The organism is Rothia sp. HMSC064F07 (assembly GCF_001837265.1).
GTDB classification, from domain to species: domain Bacteria; phylum Actinomycetota; class Actinomycetes; order Actinomycetales; family Micrococcaceae; genus Rothia; species Rothia mucilaginosa.
Genome location: NZ_KV831918.1, coordinates 25,617 through 43,761 on the forward strand (window position 1 = coordinate 25,617; position 18,145 = coordinate 43,761).

An 18,145-nucleotide genomic window follows, 5' to 3' on the forward strand; every position below is an offset into this window, starting at 1 on the left:
TCTGAATCTAGGGTTTAGCTTTAGTCATACCATAGCTGCGCGCTCTTAGAGGGAGCGAGTAACCTCATCGTGGCTGAAGCGTGCACCGCGCGGGTATGCGGGAGCCTCGCCGTGGCCGAGGTTGACGATCAGGAAGGGGATCTCTGCGTTGTCCGCGAAGAATTCCTTTTTGATGCCGGCGAAGTCTGCGCCGGTCATGGGGCCGGCATCCAGGCCGAGGGCGCGGATTGCGGTAATGAAGTAGCCTGCCTGCAGGTGAGCGCTCAGCTCAGCGGCGGGGGTGGCGAGCTCCTCGGTGGTGTAGAAGCCCTTGATGAAGCCGGCAGCGTTGGGGTTGAAGGTGTCGGCGTGCTCTACCCAGTTTGCGTCTGCGGAGAGGATTGCGGTCACCGGTGCCGCCTGGGTCTTTGCCTTGTTGCCGTCTGCCAGGTGTGCGACGAGGCGCTCGCGTGCCTCAGGGCTCTTGACCCAGGTGATGCGCAGGGGCTGGCTGTTGAAGGCGGTGGGGCCGTAGTAGGTCAGTTCCTGGATGCGGCGCAGCTGCTCGTCGGTGACGGGTTCCTCGGTGAAGGAGGAGACGGTGCGCGGCTCGTGGAAGAGGCTGATGAGCTGTTCTTCAGTCAGGCGGGTCATGGTGGTGCTCCTTTGTGTTGTTCTCTCAGTCGATTACTTTACGGGTAAAACATTACATACTCTGTAGAGACACTGTCAAGCACATCTTCCTCCCCCAACCCCCAACAATTCAAGAGGCGCACACCATAAACCCCGCCATAATAGATACATGACCGACGCACTCTCCCACTTCTCCACCCCCGTACGCGACTGGTTCCGCGCTACCTTCAGCGCACCCACCGCCGCCCAAGAAGGCGCCTGGGAGAGCATCCGCAACGGCAACAACACCCTCATCATCGCCCCCACCGGCTCCGGCAAAACCCTCGCCGCCTTCCTCTGGGCACTCGACGCCCTGCACCGCGAACACGAAGCCGGAACCGCAGGCGGCACGCGCATCCTCTACATCTCACCCCTCAAAGCACTCGGCGCCGACGTCGAACGCAACCTACGCGCACCACTGACTGGAATCACGCGCCTGAGCGGAAACAACACGGGCGAACCGAACATCAGCGTGGGTGTGCGCAGCGGCGACACCCCCGCACGCGAACGCCGCCAACTCATCAGCAACCCGCCCGACATTCTCATCACCACCCCCGAATCCCTCTACCTCATGCTCACCAGCGCCGCCCGCAACACCCTCGCGGGCGTCACCACCGTGATCGTGGACGAGATCCACAACCTCGCCGCCACCAAACGCGGCGCACACCTGGCGGTCTCCCTAGAACGCCTCGACGCGCTCCTCGAAAAGCCCGCGCAGCGCATTGGGCTCTCGGCAACCGTCGAAAACCCGGAGGCGGTCGCCCGGTTCCTCGGCGGCATTCAGCCGGTAACCATCATGAGCCGCCCGGTCGCCAAAGAATGGGACCTGCGTCTGAGCGTGCCCGTACCCAATATGGCGGCGCTCGGAGGCGCCAACGACTACGGGCAGGGGCTCTACGCCCCATCAGAATATGCGCCCTCGGAGGTGCCGGGCGGCGGGGGCTCAACTTCTGCCGGCTCGGCGCAGGGCGCGGCACAGCCTGCCCCCAGCGCAGCGAATACCCCGGCGAGCGCTCCCTACACGCTCGAAGACGCCATTGGCGTGTTCCCCGGGCAGGAAATCGAGCAAGCAAACCCAGTGCAGGAACCCGCGCAAGAAACCGGGCAGACAAACCCGGCGCGACAGGGCGATACCGCCGCGCCCAAAAATACGCTCACCATCTCGGAAGAGGCATTGCGAGAAGGGGCACTGCACGAAAAGGCGCTGCGAGACACCCCCGATAGCGAGCGCCCCGAGACCTCCATCTGGCCGCGCGTGCAGGAGCGCATCGTAGACCATATCGAGAACAACCGTTCTACGATTGTTTTCGTTAACTCGCGCGGACTAGCAGAAAAGCTCACCGCGGCACTCAACGATATTCACCTACGCCGCGTGCTCGCAAAGCAGGGCATCAGCCCCGAAGACTATGCGGCAGGCATCTGCGACATCGCCGAGGTGCCACCGCTCGCCCGCGCGCACCACGGCTCCGTATCCAAGGAACAGCGCACCCTCATCGAGGAGGCACTCAAGGGCGGAACCCTGCGCTGCGTGGTCGCCACCAGCTCCCTGGAGCTGGGCATCGACATGGGCCACGTGGACCTCGTAATCCAGGTGGCTGCCCCTCCCTCGGTTGCTTCCGCACTTCAGCGCGTGGGCCGCGCAGGACACCGCGTGGGCGAAATTTCGCGCGGATTCTTCTACCCCAAGCACCGCGGCGACCTGCTCGGCGCAACCGTCACCCTCGCCGGCATGCGCAGCGGAACCCTCGAGCCGCTTGCCATCCCCACCAACCCCCTGGACGTACTCGCGCAGCAGACCGTCGCCGCCTGCGCGTTAGGCCCCATCAGCGTGGACTCCTGGTACGAGGCGCTACGCCGCAGCGCACCCTACGCCGAGCTGCCGCGCGCCCTCTTCGACTCCGTACTCGAAATGCTCACCGGACGCTACCCCTCCGACGAATTCGCCGAACTGCGCCCGCGCATCATCTGGGATCGCACCCCCACCGAACAGGCACCCTCCGGCAGTATTGAGGGCCGCCCGGGTGCGCAACGCCTCGCCGTCACCAGTGGCGGCACGATTCCCGACCGCGGGCTCTTCCCCGTCTACCTGGTCACCGGCGATGAGGAACGCGGCCCCAAACGTGTGGGCGAGCTCGATGAGGAAATGGTGTACGAATCCCGTGCCGGCGAGGTCATCACCCTCGGCGCGAGCAGTTGGCGCATTGAGGAGATTACGCACGACGCGGTGCGGGTCTCCCCCGCACCCGGTCAGCCCGCGCGCCTGCCCTTCTGGCACGGCGACCGTATGGGCCGCCCCTACGCCCTGGGCGTGCAGACGGGGGCGTTCACGCGTGCCCTCTCCAGCCTGGACGCCACCGATAGCGCCGCCGCCCGCCAGCAACTCGAACAGCTCGGACTGGACACCTGGGCGGTCGACAACCTGCTCGCCTACCTGCGTGAGCAGCGCGAATCCACCGGGGCGGTCCCCTCCGACACCCGCATGATTGTGGAGCGGCACCGCGACGAGCTGGGTGATTGGCGCGTGGTCCTGCACTCGCCGCTCGGCTACGGGGTGCACGCGCCCTGGGCGCTGGCGGTGCGCGCCCGCATTGAGGAGCGGTACGGGGTGGATGCCTCCGTCATGGCGAGTGATGACGGCTTGATTCTGCGTCTGCCCGCTATGGAGGATGTGCCGCCCGGCGCTGACCTGTTCCTTTTCGACCCGGACGAGCTGGAGGCGATTGTCACCGAACGCGTGGGTGATTCGGCGCTTTTTGCGTCTCGGTTCCGTGAGAATGCGGCGCGTGCCCTGCTGTTGCCGCGCCGTGATCCGGGTAAGCGCACCCCTCTGTGGCAGCAGCGTCAGCGTGCGGCGCAGCTGCTGGATGTGGCGCGTAAGTACCCTGATTTTCCGGTGCTTTTGGAGACGGCGCGCGAGTGTCTGCAGGATGTGTACGATGTTCCGGCACTGGTTCAAGTGCACCGTTCGTTGCAGTCTCGGGCGGTGTCCATGCTGGAGGTTGAGACGAACGACCCTTCGCCTTTTGCGCGCACTCTGCTCTTTGAGTACGTTGCCGAGCACCTCTACGACGGCGATGCGCCCGCCGCCGAACGTCGCGCCGCCGCGCTGTCGCTGGACCCGGCTCTGCTGGCTGAGTTGCTGGGTTCGAGCGGTCTGCGCGACCTGCTGGACCCGGCGGTGCTGGTGCAGACTCAGCAGCGTCTGCAGCGCACGGGTGAGCGTTACCGCGCCTGCGGCGTGGAGGGTGTGGCGGATCTTTTGCGTCAGCTGGGTCCGTTGAGCGCGCGGGAGTTGAGTCTGCGCTTGCAGGCTGACAACCCGCGGGCTCAATCTGCGGCACACGGTTCTCAAGATTTCGGCGAGTCCGAGGACTCTGAAAACTACGGCGAAGAGTACGGCGAGGAGTACGGCGCGCACGCCAGCACGGATCAGGCGCGCACCCTGGCGGAGGAGCTGGTGCGCTCGCGCCGCGCATTCTCGTTCATGGGAGCTGCCGATATGGGAGCTGCCGACGGTTCCGCCGAGCCGCAGCTGTACTATGCGGTGGTTGAGGATGCCGCGCGTCTGCGCGATGGGCTGGGCATTATGCCTGCCGCGGCGCTTCCTGTAGCCCTTCTGGAGCCGGTCGCGGAGCCTTTAGAGGATCTGGTTTCTCGCTATGCGCGCACCCACATTCCCTTCACGGCGCAGCAGGCGGCGGAGTATTTTTCGCGCCTGACCCCGGTGGGTGTGGGCGTGCTGACTCCGGTGTTGCAGCGTCTTCAGCAGCAGCGCCGCCTGAGCTCCGGCGAGTTCCTGCCCGAGGTGCTGCGTGCTTTGGGGTCTGCCGGTGTTGAGTGGGTGGATGCTCAGGTTTTGCGTACGATTCGTGCCCGCTCTCTGGCGGCGTTGCGTGAGGAGATTGAGCCGGTATCGGCACAGGTCTATGGCGTTTTCCTACCTTCCTGGCAGAACGTTCGTTCTTTATCCGTGCGGGTTGCTCAGACCCTGCCGGAGGCGAGCGCCTACGGTGCGTTCATGCCCTCCCGCCGCGCCGCCACGGTGGTGGGCGAGAGGGTGGCACCCCTCGGCTCGGCGGCAGAGAATGGCGCAGAACATACGGGACAAGATTCCGCCTCCGCCACGGAGGATCTGCTCACCGCCATCGACCAGCTGGCGGGTGTGCGCGTACCGGCTTCCGCGCTGGAGACGCTGATTCTTCCGGCGCGCGTGCCCGGCTACCAGCCGCACATGCTGGACGAGCTTATGGCAAGCGGCAGGGTGTTCTTCACCGGCGCCGGGCAGCTCGGCGGCGGTAGCGCGCAGAAGTCTGACGGCTGGATTCGCCTGCACTTGAGCGAGAGTTCCTCGCTGACCCTGGGTGAGGACTACCCGGAGCAGCTGTTGCGCGCGGAGAACCCTGAGCTTTGGGAGGCACTGCAGGCTCCGGGCACGCTGGAGCACGCCATCTATGAGGCGCTGGCTCACGGCGGCCTGTTCGTGCCGGCGCTGCGTGAGCGGGTGGCGCAGCTGATGAGCGCTGCGGTACCTGCCGGTCAGGTGGTGACTTTCCCGGATGCGGCGGAGATTTCGGCGGCTCTGTGGCGTCTGGTGTGGGCTGGTGCGGTGACGAACGATAGTTTCGCGCCGGTTCGGGCGATGCTTGCGGGCATGCGCAGTGCACATCCGACTCCGGCAGCCCCTGCGCGTCTGACGCGGGTGGGTCGCCGCGGTGCGGGTCGTATTGCGGCGGCGCGAGCCTCCATGGGTAACGGCTTGGCGGGCGGTTACGGCGCTGATAGCTATAGCTCCAGCGGCTACTCTGTGCCTGCCGCCGGGCGCGGTCTACGTTCCCTCCGCGGCGGGCTCCATGCCGTCGCTCCCGCCGTTGCCCCGCAGGATAGCGGCCGCTTCTCGCGCGTAGACACACTACTACAGGAGCCGGTGGAGGCGACGGTTGCGGCGCTCGCACGCGCCGACCTGCTACTGGACCGCTACGGTGTGCTGACTCGAGGGTGCCTGCAGGTGGAGGATTCTGCTGGCGGGTTCTCGCAACTGTACCGGATTTATTCGGCGGCTGAAGATCGTGCGCTGGTGCGTCGCGGCTACTTTATTGAGGGTTTGGGCGCGGCGCAGTTTGCCGCCCCCGCGACGGTGGACCTGCTACGTTCTACCGCTGATAGCCTCAGTGTTCCCGCAGGTCCACAGGGTTTTGGTGCAACACAGGGTTTTGGTGCGAGCGCCTACACCCCGCAGCGTACCGATACCGAGCAGGTGTACGGCACATTCACGGTGACCCTGTTGGCGGCGACCGACCCGGCGAACCCGTACGGTGCGGCGCTGAGCTGGCCCGCGATTCCCTCCTTTGCACACGAGGGGACTGTGAAGCACCGTCCGGCACGCAAGGCGGGCGCCTGCGTGGTGCTGGTGGATGGCGCCCCGGTGCTGTATGTGGAGCGTGGCGCGAAGACCCTGCTGGCGTTCACAACCGACCCGATACTTCTGGAGGCGGCAGCCCCCGCCCTGGCGCGCCTGGTCTCTGCCGGTGGTGCGGAGAAGATTTCGGTGGAGAAGGTCAACGATGTGGAGCTTTTGGGCACCCATACTTTGAGCGCCTCCGGTAGCGAAATTGTGGAGCATCCGGTGGAGGCTCTGCGTGCGGCACTGCAGGCGCAGGGGTTCTACGCGACGGTTCGCGGACTGTCGCTGCGCCGTTCCATTTAGCCCTCTCCAGAAAGAGCTTCAAGCTCAACCTCAGATTAAATCAATTCCTTTAACCTCAACCTGAGCATCATAATGCCCCGCACCCTCATGGAAGGGGGTACGGGGCATTATGTTTCCCTACTCACGAACCGGGTGGTGTTCCCGGAGTCCACCACGTCGCAAGCGGCGCGGTGGAGGAATAACCGCCCGGATGTCCACGGCACCTTCGCCCTGGAGCACATAACCAAACATCGGAGCGGGAAGTCCTACGCTGACCTGTTACCTCTTAGGGTGACAGGTGGCTAGTAGCCGCCGGTGAGGGTGTCAACGGCACCCAGGCACAGGTCGATAGCTTCTTCGAGCCCGAGCCCGCGGGAGCGAACGGTGCGCTGATCGCGGGGGTTGAGCTGCACGACGTGCAGGGCGAAGTAGTCGACGAGTTGCAACCAACCTCCGAGGATGACGCGGGTGCGGTCATTAATCGGCATGCCGGTGCGTTCAAGCATCCATTCGAGGTAGTCGGTGGGGTTGTTCGGGAAGTCCTCCCCACCGGGGGTGGGGACACCGGCTACAACGAGGAAGTAGGTGCGCAGTGCATTGCGCAGGGCCTCCTCGGGGTTTTCGTGGTGCTCGCCGAGAGCCTCAAGGACTGCATTGGCTTCGCGTCGGGTGACGGCTGCCGCCAGGGAGTCCTTGCCGGGGAAGTAGTGGTAGAGCAGGGCGCGGGTGATGCCTGCGTCGCGGGCGATAGCGCTCATGGAGGCACCGAGCACGCCGCGGCGAGCGAAATGTTCTGCAGCGATTTTCAGAATTTGCTCTTCGCGTTCGTGCGGCTCCATACGCAGGGCACCGGTGCGAGGCTCCGCATTCTTTTGTGAATGTTCCATAACCTCTCCTATCGCATTTTCCGGTGCTTTGGAATTGTCCGATTGCACCGCTGTATTTGGGGGTGTTCCTTTAACCTCTGCATCCTTGCGCTGTTTCTGTCCCATTTCGACCCCTTCGTTCGAAATATCGAACTTCTGTGTCTTAATCGTACCGCTTTAAGGCGGTTTCCAGCCTTTATTACGGCCTTTATGACGTAGGATGCCCAGGTTAGCAGGTCTTTATTTGCTTTACATCTTTTATAATTAGAAAAACTACAGGGTCTAAATTGAGGGTTATTAGTTTCTGATTTGACAGCATTTTCGAAAATATCGCACTTAAACGCTGTTTTTTGTAAAATTAATGCAGTTTTTTTAAATTAAATATCCAATAATTTCAAAAATTTGTGAAGTTTTCGTTTTCTCAACCACACGTTCACACAAACATTCATGAGTGTCAGACAAATCTGATTTCCGCAACCCCACACCCAAACCCACGGTAATATTTCCGCCTGCATGCAGCTCAGTCTGACTCATCCGTACCGCCGCCGAGCCAATCCCGCGCAGGCGGTAGAGTAGAGCCATGCCCGCACAGAACACCGCCCACACGCAGCCCGGCACCGCCTATCAGTCGAAACCGGCACGCCGCATGCATCGCCGTCTGCTGACCCCTCCGCTAGCTCAGAAGAACGGCATTGACCCGATTCAGCTGATCCTGCCACTGCCCAAGGAGCTCCCGGCTGAACTCACCCCGAATGGCACGGCTCCGGCAACCATTGCGGACTATCTGATTGCGCGCTTCTACCCGAACGACCCGCAGATTATTTACGCCCGCTTTAATACCGGTGAGGTGCGCCTGGACGACGGCACGATCCTGACCGGCGATAGCCCCTATATGCCGGGTGAGCGCATCTGGTATTTCCGCGAGCTTGTGGATGAGCCGCAGCTACCCTCCGACATGCCGGTGCTCTACGAGGATGAGCACGTGCTGGCGATTGATAAGCCGCATTTTCTGCCGACCACCCCGCGCGGTTCCTATATTGCGCAGACCGCGCTGACCAAGCTGCGGGTGCGCGAGCAGAACCCGTTGCTGATTCCGATTCACCGCCTGGATCGCCCAACCGCGGGCGTGCTGCTTTTTGCCAAGACCGTGGAGGCGCGCCGCCCCTTCCAGATGATGTTTCAGCACCGTCAGGTGTCGAAGACTTACCGTGCCGTGGCGCCGGTTCCCGCCGATGCTGCCGCCGCCGAGCAGGCGTTGAGTGCGGAGGGACTGCAGGTGCGTTCGCATATTCAGAAGATTCGCGATCAGCTGCAGGTTCAGCAGCTTTCTGAGCAAGAGTGCGCGGCGCAGGGTGTGGAGCCGAATACGCTGACGACCGCGAAGATTCTGCGGACTTTCACTCCGAGCGCGCAGGCGGTTGCTGGTTGGCGCGCGGAACCGAATAGAGAATGGGCGCTCTATGATTTGGCGCCTCACACCGGCAAAACGCACCAGCTGCGGGCGCACCTGAATATGCTCAGCGCCCCCATTCTGGGCGATGTGCTCTACCCGCAGGTGCTACCCGACGCGCCAGACCGCCCGGAGTACCCGCTGCAGTTGCTGGCGTACAGTCTGCATTTTGAGCATCCCATCACCGGCGAGCGAGTGGATTTGTACAGTGGCCGCTCACTCACTGCCGCCTCATAACCGGTTTTTGAATGGCGTTCACCCCGTTCCCTGCAGTGCATCTTCTCGGCGGTCTCTCGAAAAGGAATCACACCCGAGAGCCCGCCCACAGCATCCGGGCGCTCAGAGGGCAAAAAGTGGGATAATTCAGACGTAATACTTCACCGCAACTACAGAGGGCCCATGAATTCCCAGCCGTCTTCCCACAACGCGCAGTCTCTGGAGTCGATTAGCGAGTACGCCGAGCGCACCTCCTCGCATGCCGCTGCCGCAGCCGCCAGCGTCACCGACACCTTCATGCACCGTATTCTTGGCGTTCCCGGCGCCCTCATTGGTTCGGTGCAAGTGCCCGACCCGCGCCCGCTGAGCCAGCGCCTGAACGCTTGGCACTACTGGTGGCAGGCGCACCTGCTGGACTGTGTGATTGATGCCGGTCAGCGTCACCTGCGCGAAGGCGATATTACTGCCGCCCAGGAGGAGCTGCACCGTGCCCGCGCGCTGTTGCGCGGCATTAACGTGCGCAACTATGGCCGCTTCGCGAACGACTACTTTGACGATATGGCGTGGCTGACCCTCGCGGTGGGCCGCATGAACTCCTTCTGCATTGAGCTGACCGGCGCGAATGATGTTGCCGCCCAGGATGCTGGCGCGGCCCTCTTTGAGCAGTTGGCGAAGGGTTTCTCCCCGGTGGGTGGCATGAGTTGGCGCAAGTCCAAGCGTGATTTTGTGAATGCTGCGGCGACCGCGCCGACTGCTCTGGCGTATGTGCGTGCGGGCGACCCGAAGACTGCCGCCGCGCTCATGGATTGGATGAACGAAACCCTCTGGGATGCAGAACGTTCGCTCTATATTGATGGCGTGAACGTGCGCGGCGACGAGTACGAGTACGAGCGCGGCGAATTCACCTACAACCAGGGAACCGCCCTGGGCGCCCTGCTGAGCCTCGCCGCATCCGGTGTGCCCTGCGAGGTGGACCCCGCAGAACGCGCCGAGCGCCTCATCGTCGGCATCGTCAAGCACATGACCGAAGAGGTGGAGTTCCTCTCCGGTGCTCGCCGCCGCATCCTCATCTCTCACGGTGACGGCGACGGCGGCCTGTTCACCGGCATTCTCGTGCGCTACCTGGGCATGGCGGCGTCCTCGCCGTTGCTCAGTGATGAGGCGCGAGCGCTCGCCTCGACCCTGGTGTACTCGACCGCACGCGCCCTGTGGGAGGGTCGCCGCGAGTTTGACCCCGACCTGCCGATGAATGAGTACGGCATTGACCCGAATGAGATTCGCGGTAAGGCGCTCGTGCAGTTCTCCCCGCGGTTCACCGAGCCGATGAGCAAGGTTGTGAAGCCCGGCGCGCCGGTGGAGCTGTCCGCTCAGGTGCAGGCGTGGACTATTTTTGAGACGGCGGCGCGTCTGGCGCATGCGCGGTACCTCGCCTCCCACAGTTTCTAAAGTACGGCTTCTAAAACCCTGCTGTTCTTTATCCCCAGCCCTAATCTTCTCCCAGCGGTGCGTTCTCCCAGCAGCGCAGAAGGTTAGGGCTGGATTCATTGCAGGGGTGTGCGCACAGGCGTACGGTGAATTTTATGCTTGCTTCAGAATCACAACAGGTCACTGCCAGCCCGAACGCTAACACCATTTTCATGGTGTGGAAGTTCAAGGACGGCGTCTCCCAGGACGCGCTCATTGAGGGGTTCCGGAACCTCTGCGGGCTCGTCATTAACCTCAACCACACCGCCGCGAACCGCTACTCACCCGAGAACGCCAGCATTGTGCTGGGTATCAGCCACAGCGCGTGGCTGACCCTGGATTTGCCCAAGCCACTGCCTCAGGAGCTCGTGGAGTTCGAGGAGATTAGGGGCCATAAGCACACCGCGGTGTCCACTCCCGGCGATCTGCACTTCCACATCCGTGCGACCCAGCCGTCCGTCGCCTACGATATGGCGTCCGCTATTACCGCGGCTCTGCGCGATATTGCCGAGGTACTGGATGAGGTACACGGCTTCCGCTACTGGGACGGCCGCTCCATCATCGGTTTTGTCGACGGCACCGAAAACCCGCAGACCCCCGCGGCACGCGAATACTTCGGCATCATCGGTGACAGCGACCCCATGTACAGGGGCGGCAGCTACCAGTTCGTGCAGAAGTACATCCACGACATGACCGCGTGGAACGCCCTGCCCGTCTCCGAGCAGGAGAAGGTCATTGGCCGCTCCAAGCACGACGACATCGAGATGAGCGAGGACGAGAAGCCCGCCAACTCGCACTCCGCTATTGCCAATATCGGTGACGATTTCAAGGTTATTCGCGACAACATGCCCTTCGGCACCGTGGGTAACAACGAGCTGGGCACCTACTTCATCTGCTACGCCAGCACCTTCTCGACCGTCCGGAAGATGCTCATGAACATGTTCACCGGCGTGGATGGCGCCAACTACGACCGTCTGCTGGATTTCAGCACTGCGGTGACCGGCACCCTCTTCTTCGTGCCGACTGTGGATATGCTCGGCGACTTCGCCGGCTAAGGCGAGCTAAACCCAGCTACCCTCAGCTAAATTCTCGTGAACCCCGCCTCCGGCAAGAGAGGCGGGGTTTTCCGGTAGGCTAGGGTGTAGACATTCAGACGGAAAGCAAACAATCGAGAGAAGAATGAGCGTTCTAGATAATTCTTTCCCTACCGAGGACTTTGGCTTCACCATCACCAGCCGCCTGGCGGACACCGCCTCCCCCAGCGCTGAACGTGTAGAAGCCAACGGCGGACAGTTCCGCGGACGCGCCGGTGTCATCACCACCCCGCACGGACAGATCCAGACCCCCGCTTTCACCCCCGTGGGCACCAAGGCAACCGTCAAGGCGGTCCTACCCGAATCCATGAAGGAACTCGGCGCTCAGGCTCTGCTCTCCAACGCCTACCACCTGTACCTGCAGCCCGGCCCCGAAATCCTCGACGCGGCAGGCGGCCTGGGTGCGTTCATGAACTGGGACGGCCCCACCTTCACCGACTCCGGCGGCTTCCAGGTCATGAGCTTGGGTTCCGGATTCAAAAAGGTTATCGACATGGGTACCGTCGCGGGCGCTAAGGGCGCCGACGGCCGCCCCCTCGGCGACGACGACGTGGCGAAGGGCAAGGAACGCCTCGCTCACATTGACGACGACGGCGTAAACTTCAAGTCGCATATTGACGGCTCGATTCACCGCTTCACCCCCGAGGTGTCCATGCAGGTTCAGCACCAGATTGGTGCCGACGTCATGTTCGCCTTCGACGAGCTGACCACCCTCTACAACTCCCGCGGCTACCAGGAGGAGGCTCTCGAACGCACCCGCCTGTGGGCGCTGCGCTGCATCGCTGAGCACCAGCGACTGACCGCAGAGCGCGTGGGCAAGCCCTACCAGGCGCTGTTCGGCGTGATTCAGGGCGCCCAGTACGAGGACCTGCGCCGCAAGGCATGCCAGGACCTCGGCTCCATGCCCTTTGACGGTTTCGGCATCGGTGGCGCGCTCGAGAAGGAAAACCTCGGCACCATCGTGCGCTGGTGCGCCGAAGAGCTGCCCGAATCCAAGCCCCGCCACCTGCTCGGCATCTCCGAACCCGACGACATCTTCGTCGGCATCGAGAACGGTGTGGACACCTTCGACTGCGTCTCCCCCACCCGCGTGGCACGCAACGCCGCCGTCTACTCCCCCACCGGCCGCTACAACATCACCAACGCACGCTTCAAGGCGGACTTCTCGCCCATCTACGAGGGCTGCGACTGCTACACCTGCACCCACTACACCCGCGCCTACCTGCGTCACCTCTTCAAGGCAGACGAACGTCTGGCGGCGACCCTCGCCTCCATCCATAATGAGCGTTTCATCGTGCGCATGGTGGACGACGCCCGCGAGGCCATCAAGGACGGCACCTACTTCGAGTACCGTGACGAATTCCTCGGCAACTACTACTCCGGCAAGAAGCCCTAATCCCGCTCTTCAACCCGCGTAAGGAGAACCCTATGAGCATCACTCATGTTCCCGATGAGGAGCTTCTCGTCTTCGACCACGAGATCGCCGCACCGGTCGAGGACGTCTTCGGCGCCTACCTGGACCCCGAACTGCTGGTCCGCTGGTACGGCCCCGCCGGCTGGCACGTGCGCCCCACCGACGTTGTCGTGGAGCCCGTCGTCGGCGGCATGCAGCGCCTGTCCATGATCAACGAGGTTGACCCCTCGGTGTCCTGTATTCTGCAGAGCCGCTTTTTGAGCATTGAACCGTTCAAGGAGCTTGAGTACGCCGAGCAGCTGCCCGACCACCTGGGCAACCCCGGTAGCGTGCTGGTGTACCAGCGTCACCGTTTCTTCCCCGAAACCGTGATTACCGCCGACGGCGTGGGTTCCGGTACCCGCATCGTCATTGAGATCGGTCCCATGCCCGCCTCGGTCCACGAGGAGGTGCGCACCACCTGGCGTTCGACCTTCGCCCGCCTGGATGACGTGCTCGCCGCCCGTGCCCGCGGAGAGCTCTAAAACCCGCCGCGCCAGCTGCTTGAGATAGCTTCGAGACAGAAAGCGCCGCGTTGACGAATCATTCGTCAACGCGGCGCTTGTGTTTAACACCCGTGCCTTGCGGGGGTGTTCCTTCTGGGGTGTGCCCTGCCGGGTGGGAGTCGTAAACTAGTTGGTCAGCTTCACGGTAATGACGGTGCTGCCACCATCCAGGGACACGCACTCGGGGGTCGCACGATTCGCACCGTCGCCCGGCTTCCAGTAGCAACGCGCCGACATGACGGTACGCTCACCATTCGCCTTATCGGTCACCTCGGCGGGGTTCTGCACCACAAACTGGCGGATCAACTCACGCGCAAACAGGCAATCCACCGCGCCGGAAGCCACCTGAACCGTAGCGTTGTGCTTCAGGTAGCCGGTAGCGTCCATGCTGCCGCAGCTACCGCCCGCAGACTGAACATCCGAGCTGGACAGGCTTGCGGTGCTCGACGCCTTCGCCACTGCACTCGCCGAAGTATTCGCCTTAGCCGATGCGGAAGGGCTCGACGCCGCGCTCGCCTGTGCGGTCGCCGTGGGGCTTGCGGTGGTGATGGTTCCGGGGCTCACGGTAGCCGCTACGGTGGGGGTGTGCACGGTACCGGCAGTCGGGGTGCTTTCAGTGACCGTTGCGGTGCGGGTGGGGCTGGCGGTTGCTTTCGCGCTCGTAGCGCTGGGGCTAGGGACTACGGTAGCGCTCGGGGAGGCGGTGGTTGCGCCTCCGGAGCATGCCGACAGCGCCAGCAGCAGCGTGGCACCGAGTGCTACGGGGCTGTAGCGCTTAGCGGTGCGGAGGGTAGTAGAACGAGCCTGGATAGAAGTCTGGTGCTTCTGTGCCGGATGCATGGTGACCTTTCTGCGTCATCGGTTCGGGTTCCTATCAGTATTCTAAAGACGCTACCTGTGAGCTAGCTATACGGCATCTTAGGAACCCGCAGGGTGCCCCCGCTAGGGCACAGCGGGTAGGGGGCGCAGCGGGAAGAACGCAAGACGAGGAACGCAATAAGAGGGGCAGAGTAAGAGGGGGCTCCCCGGCAGTGCGGGGAGCCCCTCCTTAGCTATTCACAACTCATTGATAGCTCGTTAACAACTCAATAATTCTGACGCGGGCGCTTAGCCTTCGTGCCTGCCACGCACCAGAATAGTGTGCCCGTTTCCGTCATGGCAGCTTATCGAGCTATTCTCAATCTCGCCGAAACAGGTCAGCTGATTACCATCAGCAGCGGGTACAGTCACCACATCCCAGGTGTGCATCATCTTTGTGTTTGCGGTGGTGGTCTCCCCGTGCAGAACCGAGGACTCATTCACGGTATTCACCTCGCTGGCGCCGGTCAGGAAGTTCATGCGAGTCACCTCCACCGGACCGGCAAAAGTACGACCGACCGCACCGTTACCGTCACCGGTCTGCTCGCCGGTGCGGCGCTCGCACACCAGGGTTCCATCCGCGGGGTTCAGCTCGCAGAGGGTGCGCTCGTCATCGCTCTTGAAACGGTAGTAGCCGGCACCAGAATCGTAGTAGGAGGGCTCCATGAGGAAGGGAATCTGGGGTGCATCCGGATTGTCCAGGCGAGCCACAAAGGCGACATCCTCACCGATGGTGCATTCGGGGGCGCCGCGGTCTGCGAGGCGTTCCTCAGGCATGTGCTGCGGGTTCCAGTAGCAGGTGGCGTCCTGAACCTTCGCTCCCTGGTGCTGGGTCGTGTTGTCGTCGGCACGCGGGGTGGTGACGTACTCGGTCAGCACATCCAGAGCATGGGCGCAGTCCACGGTACCGCGCAGCACCATGATTTCCGCACCGGTCTTCAGATAACCCTTGCGTCCGATGTGTCCGCAGCGCTCACCGGCGGAGGCGCGCTCGGCCTCCACTTTTTCGGGCGCGCGGGGAGTGTCACCGGTGGGGGTCGCTGCCGCGACGGGGGTTGCCTTCGCTTCAGCGGGTGCGGAGGACTCGGACGCCTTCGCCTCGGCGCTCTCGCTGGGGGCGGGTGCCTGAGTCTCGGTGACGGTCGGCTCGGTCTTCTTCGTCGGCGTCGGGGACGCGGTGGAGGAAGGAAGCGGGTACTTCGAGTGGTTAGCCGTACTGGAGGCGCTGGGGGTCGACGAGGAGTTTTCGCTCTGAGAACCGCCGAAGCAGCCGGTCAGAGCGAGGAGCAGGGCGGCGGCGCATCCGGTGGCGCGCATCGTGCGGCGACCCCAACCGGTGGGGTCTGCCTGAGTGTGGTGGAACGACATCGTTATCTCTCCCAGGAATGAACCTTTTGCACCCTTTGCAGAAGGTATTTAAAGCATACGCTTATCCCCGTTCAATGCCGTTTTATTACAGCGGAGCGCCTCTACTTCTGCGGCAAGTAGGAGCTCAACAGCTCACGCTGCTCGGGGCTCAGACGGGTCAAACGCCCCGCCACGGAATCCCAGAACGCCAGCACGGTGAAGGCACGCACACATTCGCGGCCGTCCACCGGGGAGAGAATCGAGTAGCCAATCCGCACGGATGCGGCGCTGACCTTCTCCACGCTCAGGCGCACCGGCACGGGCTCACCGGTGTAGGGCAGCTGAGCCAGGTAGCGGATGCCGTGCTCGGCAATAAGCGCCTGCACGCCCTCGGCAACCAGGTCGAAAAGCGGAATCGGAGGCTGCGGTGCCACGGCAGGCTTCTCACCAGACGACGGAGGCGGGCCGAAGAGCGCCACACGGGCTTCTTCCATGACCGAGAGGATAGCAACGTTGTTGACGTGACCGTAGGCGTCCATATCGCCCCAGCGTGCGGGTACGTGCACCAGCAGTTCGTCGGTGGTACCGGCCTCAGAGGCGGGGGTCTTTTCGGGGGTGTTTTCGCGGTTCTTTTCGTGGCTTTGCATGGTTTTAACTCTACTCGCCCCACCACTGTGAGGCGGCTATTCGTACGAATCCGCAAGGTACAGCAAATGAATCAGCTGATGATGATTCGGGTGCTAGAAATATATTTGGTAGTTAAAGCGATGAGGCTCGAAAGCTACGATGCTTTCGAGCCTCATCCAACACACAGACATTTGAACGCATACAAGATCATACGGTTCACTGTCTATGATATACCCCACTCTGAGGGCCAACTGCATTTTTACGGTTTTATTACGAGGAATTCCAGAAATTTTCCGTATTTTTCGTTTATTACCCACAATAGCCGCGGGCTACCCCGCTCAAGGTCTCAGGGAACAAAATCCCCAGAGCCCAGAACCACAGAATCTAGTAGCCCAGCTTCTAGCGGCCCAGCTTAGCCGCAGTCTCCAGGGCATGATCAGCGTCGTACTTCATGGCGTCATACTCGGCAGTTGCCTGCTGAGCCTCCACGAAGGTCTGCTCATCAATCACGTGAGTGTGGCGGATACGAGCAAAGTACAGCAGGCTCAGCACCACAAAGTAGCCCACACCCACAATTGCCGGAACCATGGAACCGCGCACCATGAAGAGCGCAACCCACACCGCGAAGAGCAGCAGAACGCCAACCGCCGCGGTGAACTGGCCACCCCACAGGCGGAAACCATTGGTTGCAGGCTCAACACGCTTGTACACGATGTAAGCAAACAGAATCAGAACCCACACGGTCAGCGCGCACACCATAATCACAAAAATCATGGAGAGGAACGCTTCCTTCGGGCTGTACAGCGCCAGCAGAATAGCAATGACCATGCCGCTGGTCGACAGCCACACCGCACGAGCCGGAACGCCGGCACGGTTCACCTGAGCCAGCTGGCGAGGCGCCATACCGTCAGCCGCCAACGAGTGCAGCAGACGCGCGCCCGCGTACAAGTTCGCGTTCGCACTCGACAGTGCCGCAATCAGCACCACAAAGTTCACGAAGTGTGCCACACCGTGAACACCAAGCTGTTCAAAGACCAGAACGAACGGGGATGCCTCCACAGCGTCGCCCAGACCCGATGCCGAACGCCATGGAATAACAGCCACAACAATCAGGACCGCCAGCACGTAGAAGGTCGCCAAACGAACCATCATCGCCTTCGCCGAGGAACGCACCGAACGGGAGGGGTCCTTCGCCTCCGCAGCAGAGATCGAGATCATCTCAATACCACCGAAGGAGAACATCACCACAGCCAGCGACAGCCACACCGACTGGAGGCCGTTCGGCATGAAACCGCCGTCGTTGAAGAGGTTCGCGGTACCCACCGCAGCGTGACCGGGCAGGCCGAAGAAAATCAGGCACAGGCCCACCAGCAGGAAGGCAATAATCGAAATGACCTTAATCGAAGACAGGAAGAACTCCAGCATGCCGAAAGACTTCACGCTGGTCAGGTTCAGCACAATCAGCGCCACACCAAACGCGGCAATACCCGCCCACAGCGGAAGCTGCGGCCACCAATAATTCAGGTAAGTCGCCACCGACACCAGCTCAACGCCAGCAATCAGAACGGTCGCCGTCCAATATGCGATGCGAGTCAAAAAGCCCGCGAAGGGGCCCAGGTAGCGGGTAGCAATAGTACCGAAACCGCCACGGACAGGGTAGCGAACCGCCATTTCACCGGTTGCCGCGCCAATCACCGAAGCGAGCGCAGAACCAATAGCGTAGGTGAGAATGACCGCGGGACCAGCCATCGCAATGGCGGTGCCCGAACCCAAGAAGAGGCCCGTACCGAGCGCGGAACCCATCACAATCATGGTCATCTGTCCGTGGGACAGAGAACGCTTCAGGGTGCGCGATCCGGCGGTCCCCGCTGCAGCGTGGCTGCGGGTATCGTCGTTGTGGGACACGAAGGTGCCTTCCGTCAGTACGCCT

The 18,145-nt window shown here is 62.5% G+C and carries 13 protein-coding genes; 6 read left to right on the top strand and 7 right to left on the bottom strand.

Annotation, left to right across the window (positions count from 1 at the left end):
* Positions 1-45: 45 nt before the first annotated feature.
* A complete protein-coding gene (locus tag HMPREF2712_RS00130; protein ID WP_070615643.1) occupies positions 46-633 on the bottom strand; it encodes a malonic semialdehyde reductase in 588 nt (195 codons plus the stop codon).
* A 148-nt stretch (positions 634-781) separates the two neighbouring features.
* Between HMPREF2712_RS00130 and HMPREF2712_RS00135 the strand changes: the two genes are divergently transcribed.
* Complete coding sequence (locus tag HMPREF2712_RS00135) at positions 782-6,355, top strand: DEAD/DEAH box helicase (RefSeq protein WP_070818951.1); 5,574 nt, start codon at positions 782-784, stop codon at positions 6,353-6,355.
* Between the two features lie 281 nt (positions 6,356-6,636).
* Here HMPREF2712_RS00135 and HMPREF2712_RS00140 read toward each other — a convergent pair whose 3' ends face one another.
* Both HMPREF2712_RS00140 and HMPREF2712_RS08985 read right to left on the bottom strand, forming a co-directional pair.
* Positions 6,637-7,221, bottom strand: coding sequence for a TetR/AcrR family transcriptional regulator (locus tag HMPREF2712_RS00140; protein ID WP_049327335.1), 585 nt, complete (start codon positions 7,219-7,221; stop codon positions 6,637-6,639).
* 351 nt (positions 7,222-7,572) lie between these two features.
* A complete protein-coding gene (locus HMPREF2712_RS08985) occupies positions 7,573-7,782 on the bottom strand; it encodes a hypothetical protein (RefSeq protein WP_141752089.1) in 210 nt (69 codons plus the stop codon).
* Between HMPREF2712_RS08985 and HMPREF2712_RS00145 the strand changes: the two genes are divergently transcribed.
* From HMPREF2712_RS00145 to HMPREF2712_RS00165, 5 genes are all read left to right on the top strand, one after another.
* Positions 7,781-8,887, top strand: a complete 1,107-nt coding sequence (locus HMPREF2712_RS00145; protein WP_070629172.1) for a pseudouridine synthase — start codon at positions 7,781-7,783, stop codon at positions 8,885-8,887. The two genes, HMPREF2712_RS08985 and HMPREF2712_RS00145, sit on opposite strands and share 2 nt — an antisense overlap.
* Positions 8,888-9,049: 162 nt before the next feature.
* Positions 9,050-10,312: a glycoside hydrolase family 76 protein gene (locus tag HMPREF2712_RS00150; protein ID WP_049346667.1), complete on the top strand. Its 1,263-nt coding sequence runs from the start codon at positions 9,050-9,052 to the stop codon at positions 10,310-10,312.
* Positions 10,313-10,446: 134 nt separating this feature from the next.
* Complete coding sequence (locus HMPREF2712_RS00155) at positions 10,447-11,385, top strand: Dyp-type peroxidase (protein WP_070818952.1); 939 nt, start codon at positions 10,447-10,449, stop codon at positions 11,383-11,385.
* 124 nt (positions 11,386-11,509) lie between these two features.
* Complete coding sequence (gene tgt, locus HMPREF2712_RS00160) at positions 11,510-12,820, top strand: tRNA guanosine(34) transglycosylase Tgt (protein WP_070818953.1); 1,311 nt, start codon at positions 11,510-11,512, stop codon at positions 12,818-12,820.
* A 32-nt stretch (positions 12,821-12,852) separates the two neighbouring features.
* Positions 12,853-13,362 carry an SRPBCC family protein gene (locus HMPREF2712_RS00165; protein ID WP_005507177.1) on the top strand — a complete coding sequence of 170 codons (510 nt, stop codon included), beginning with the start codon at positions 12,853-12,855 and terminating at the stop codon, positions 13,360-13,362.
* A gap of 147 nt (positions 13,363-13,509) precedes the next feature.
* On the opposite strand, the gene HMPREF2712_RS00170 is transcribed toward HMPREF2712_RS00165, so the two are convergent.
* From HMPREF2712_RS00170 to HMPREF2712_RS00185, 4 genes are all read right to left on the bottom strand, one after another.
* Positions 13,510-14,223, bottom strand: a complete 714-nt coding sequence (locus HMPREF2712_RS00170) for a hypothetical protein (RefSeq protein WP_070629179.1) — start codon at positions 14,221-14,223, stop codon at positions 13,510-13,512.
* 267 nt (positions 14,224-14,490) lie between these two features.
* Complete coding sequence (locus tag HMPREF2712_RS00175) at positions 14,491-15,609, bottom strand: phosphoglycerol transferase (protein ID WP_070818954.1); 1,119 nt, start codon at positions 15,607-15,609, stop codon at positions 14,491-14,493.
* Positions 15,610-15,710: 101 nt separating this feature from the next.
* Complete coding sequence (locus HMPREF2712_RS00180; RefSeq protein WP_070818955.1) at positions 15,711-16,235, bottom strand: acyl-CoA thioesterase; 525 nt, start codon at positions 16,233-16,235, stop codon at positions 15,711-15,713.
* A gap of 379 nt (positions 16,236-16,614) precedes the next feature.
* Positions 16,615-18,120: an amino acid permease gene (locus tag HMPREF2712_RS00185; protein WP_049353410.1), complete on the bottom strand. Its 1,506-nt coding sequence runs from the start codon at positions 18,118-18,120 to the stop codon at positions 16,615-16,617.
* Positions 18,121-18,145: the final 25 nt, after the last annotated feature.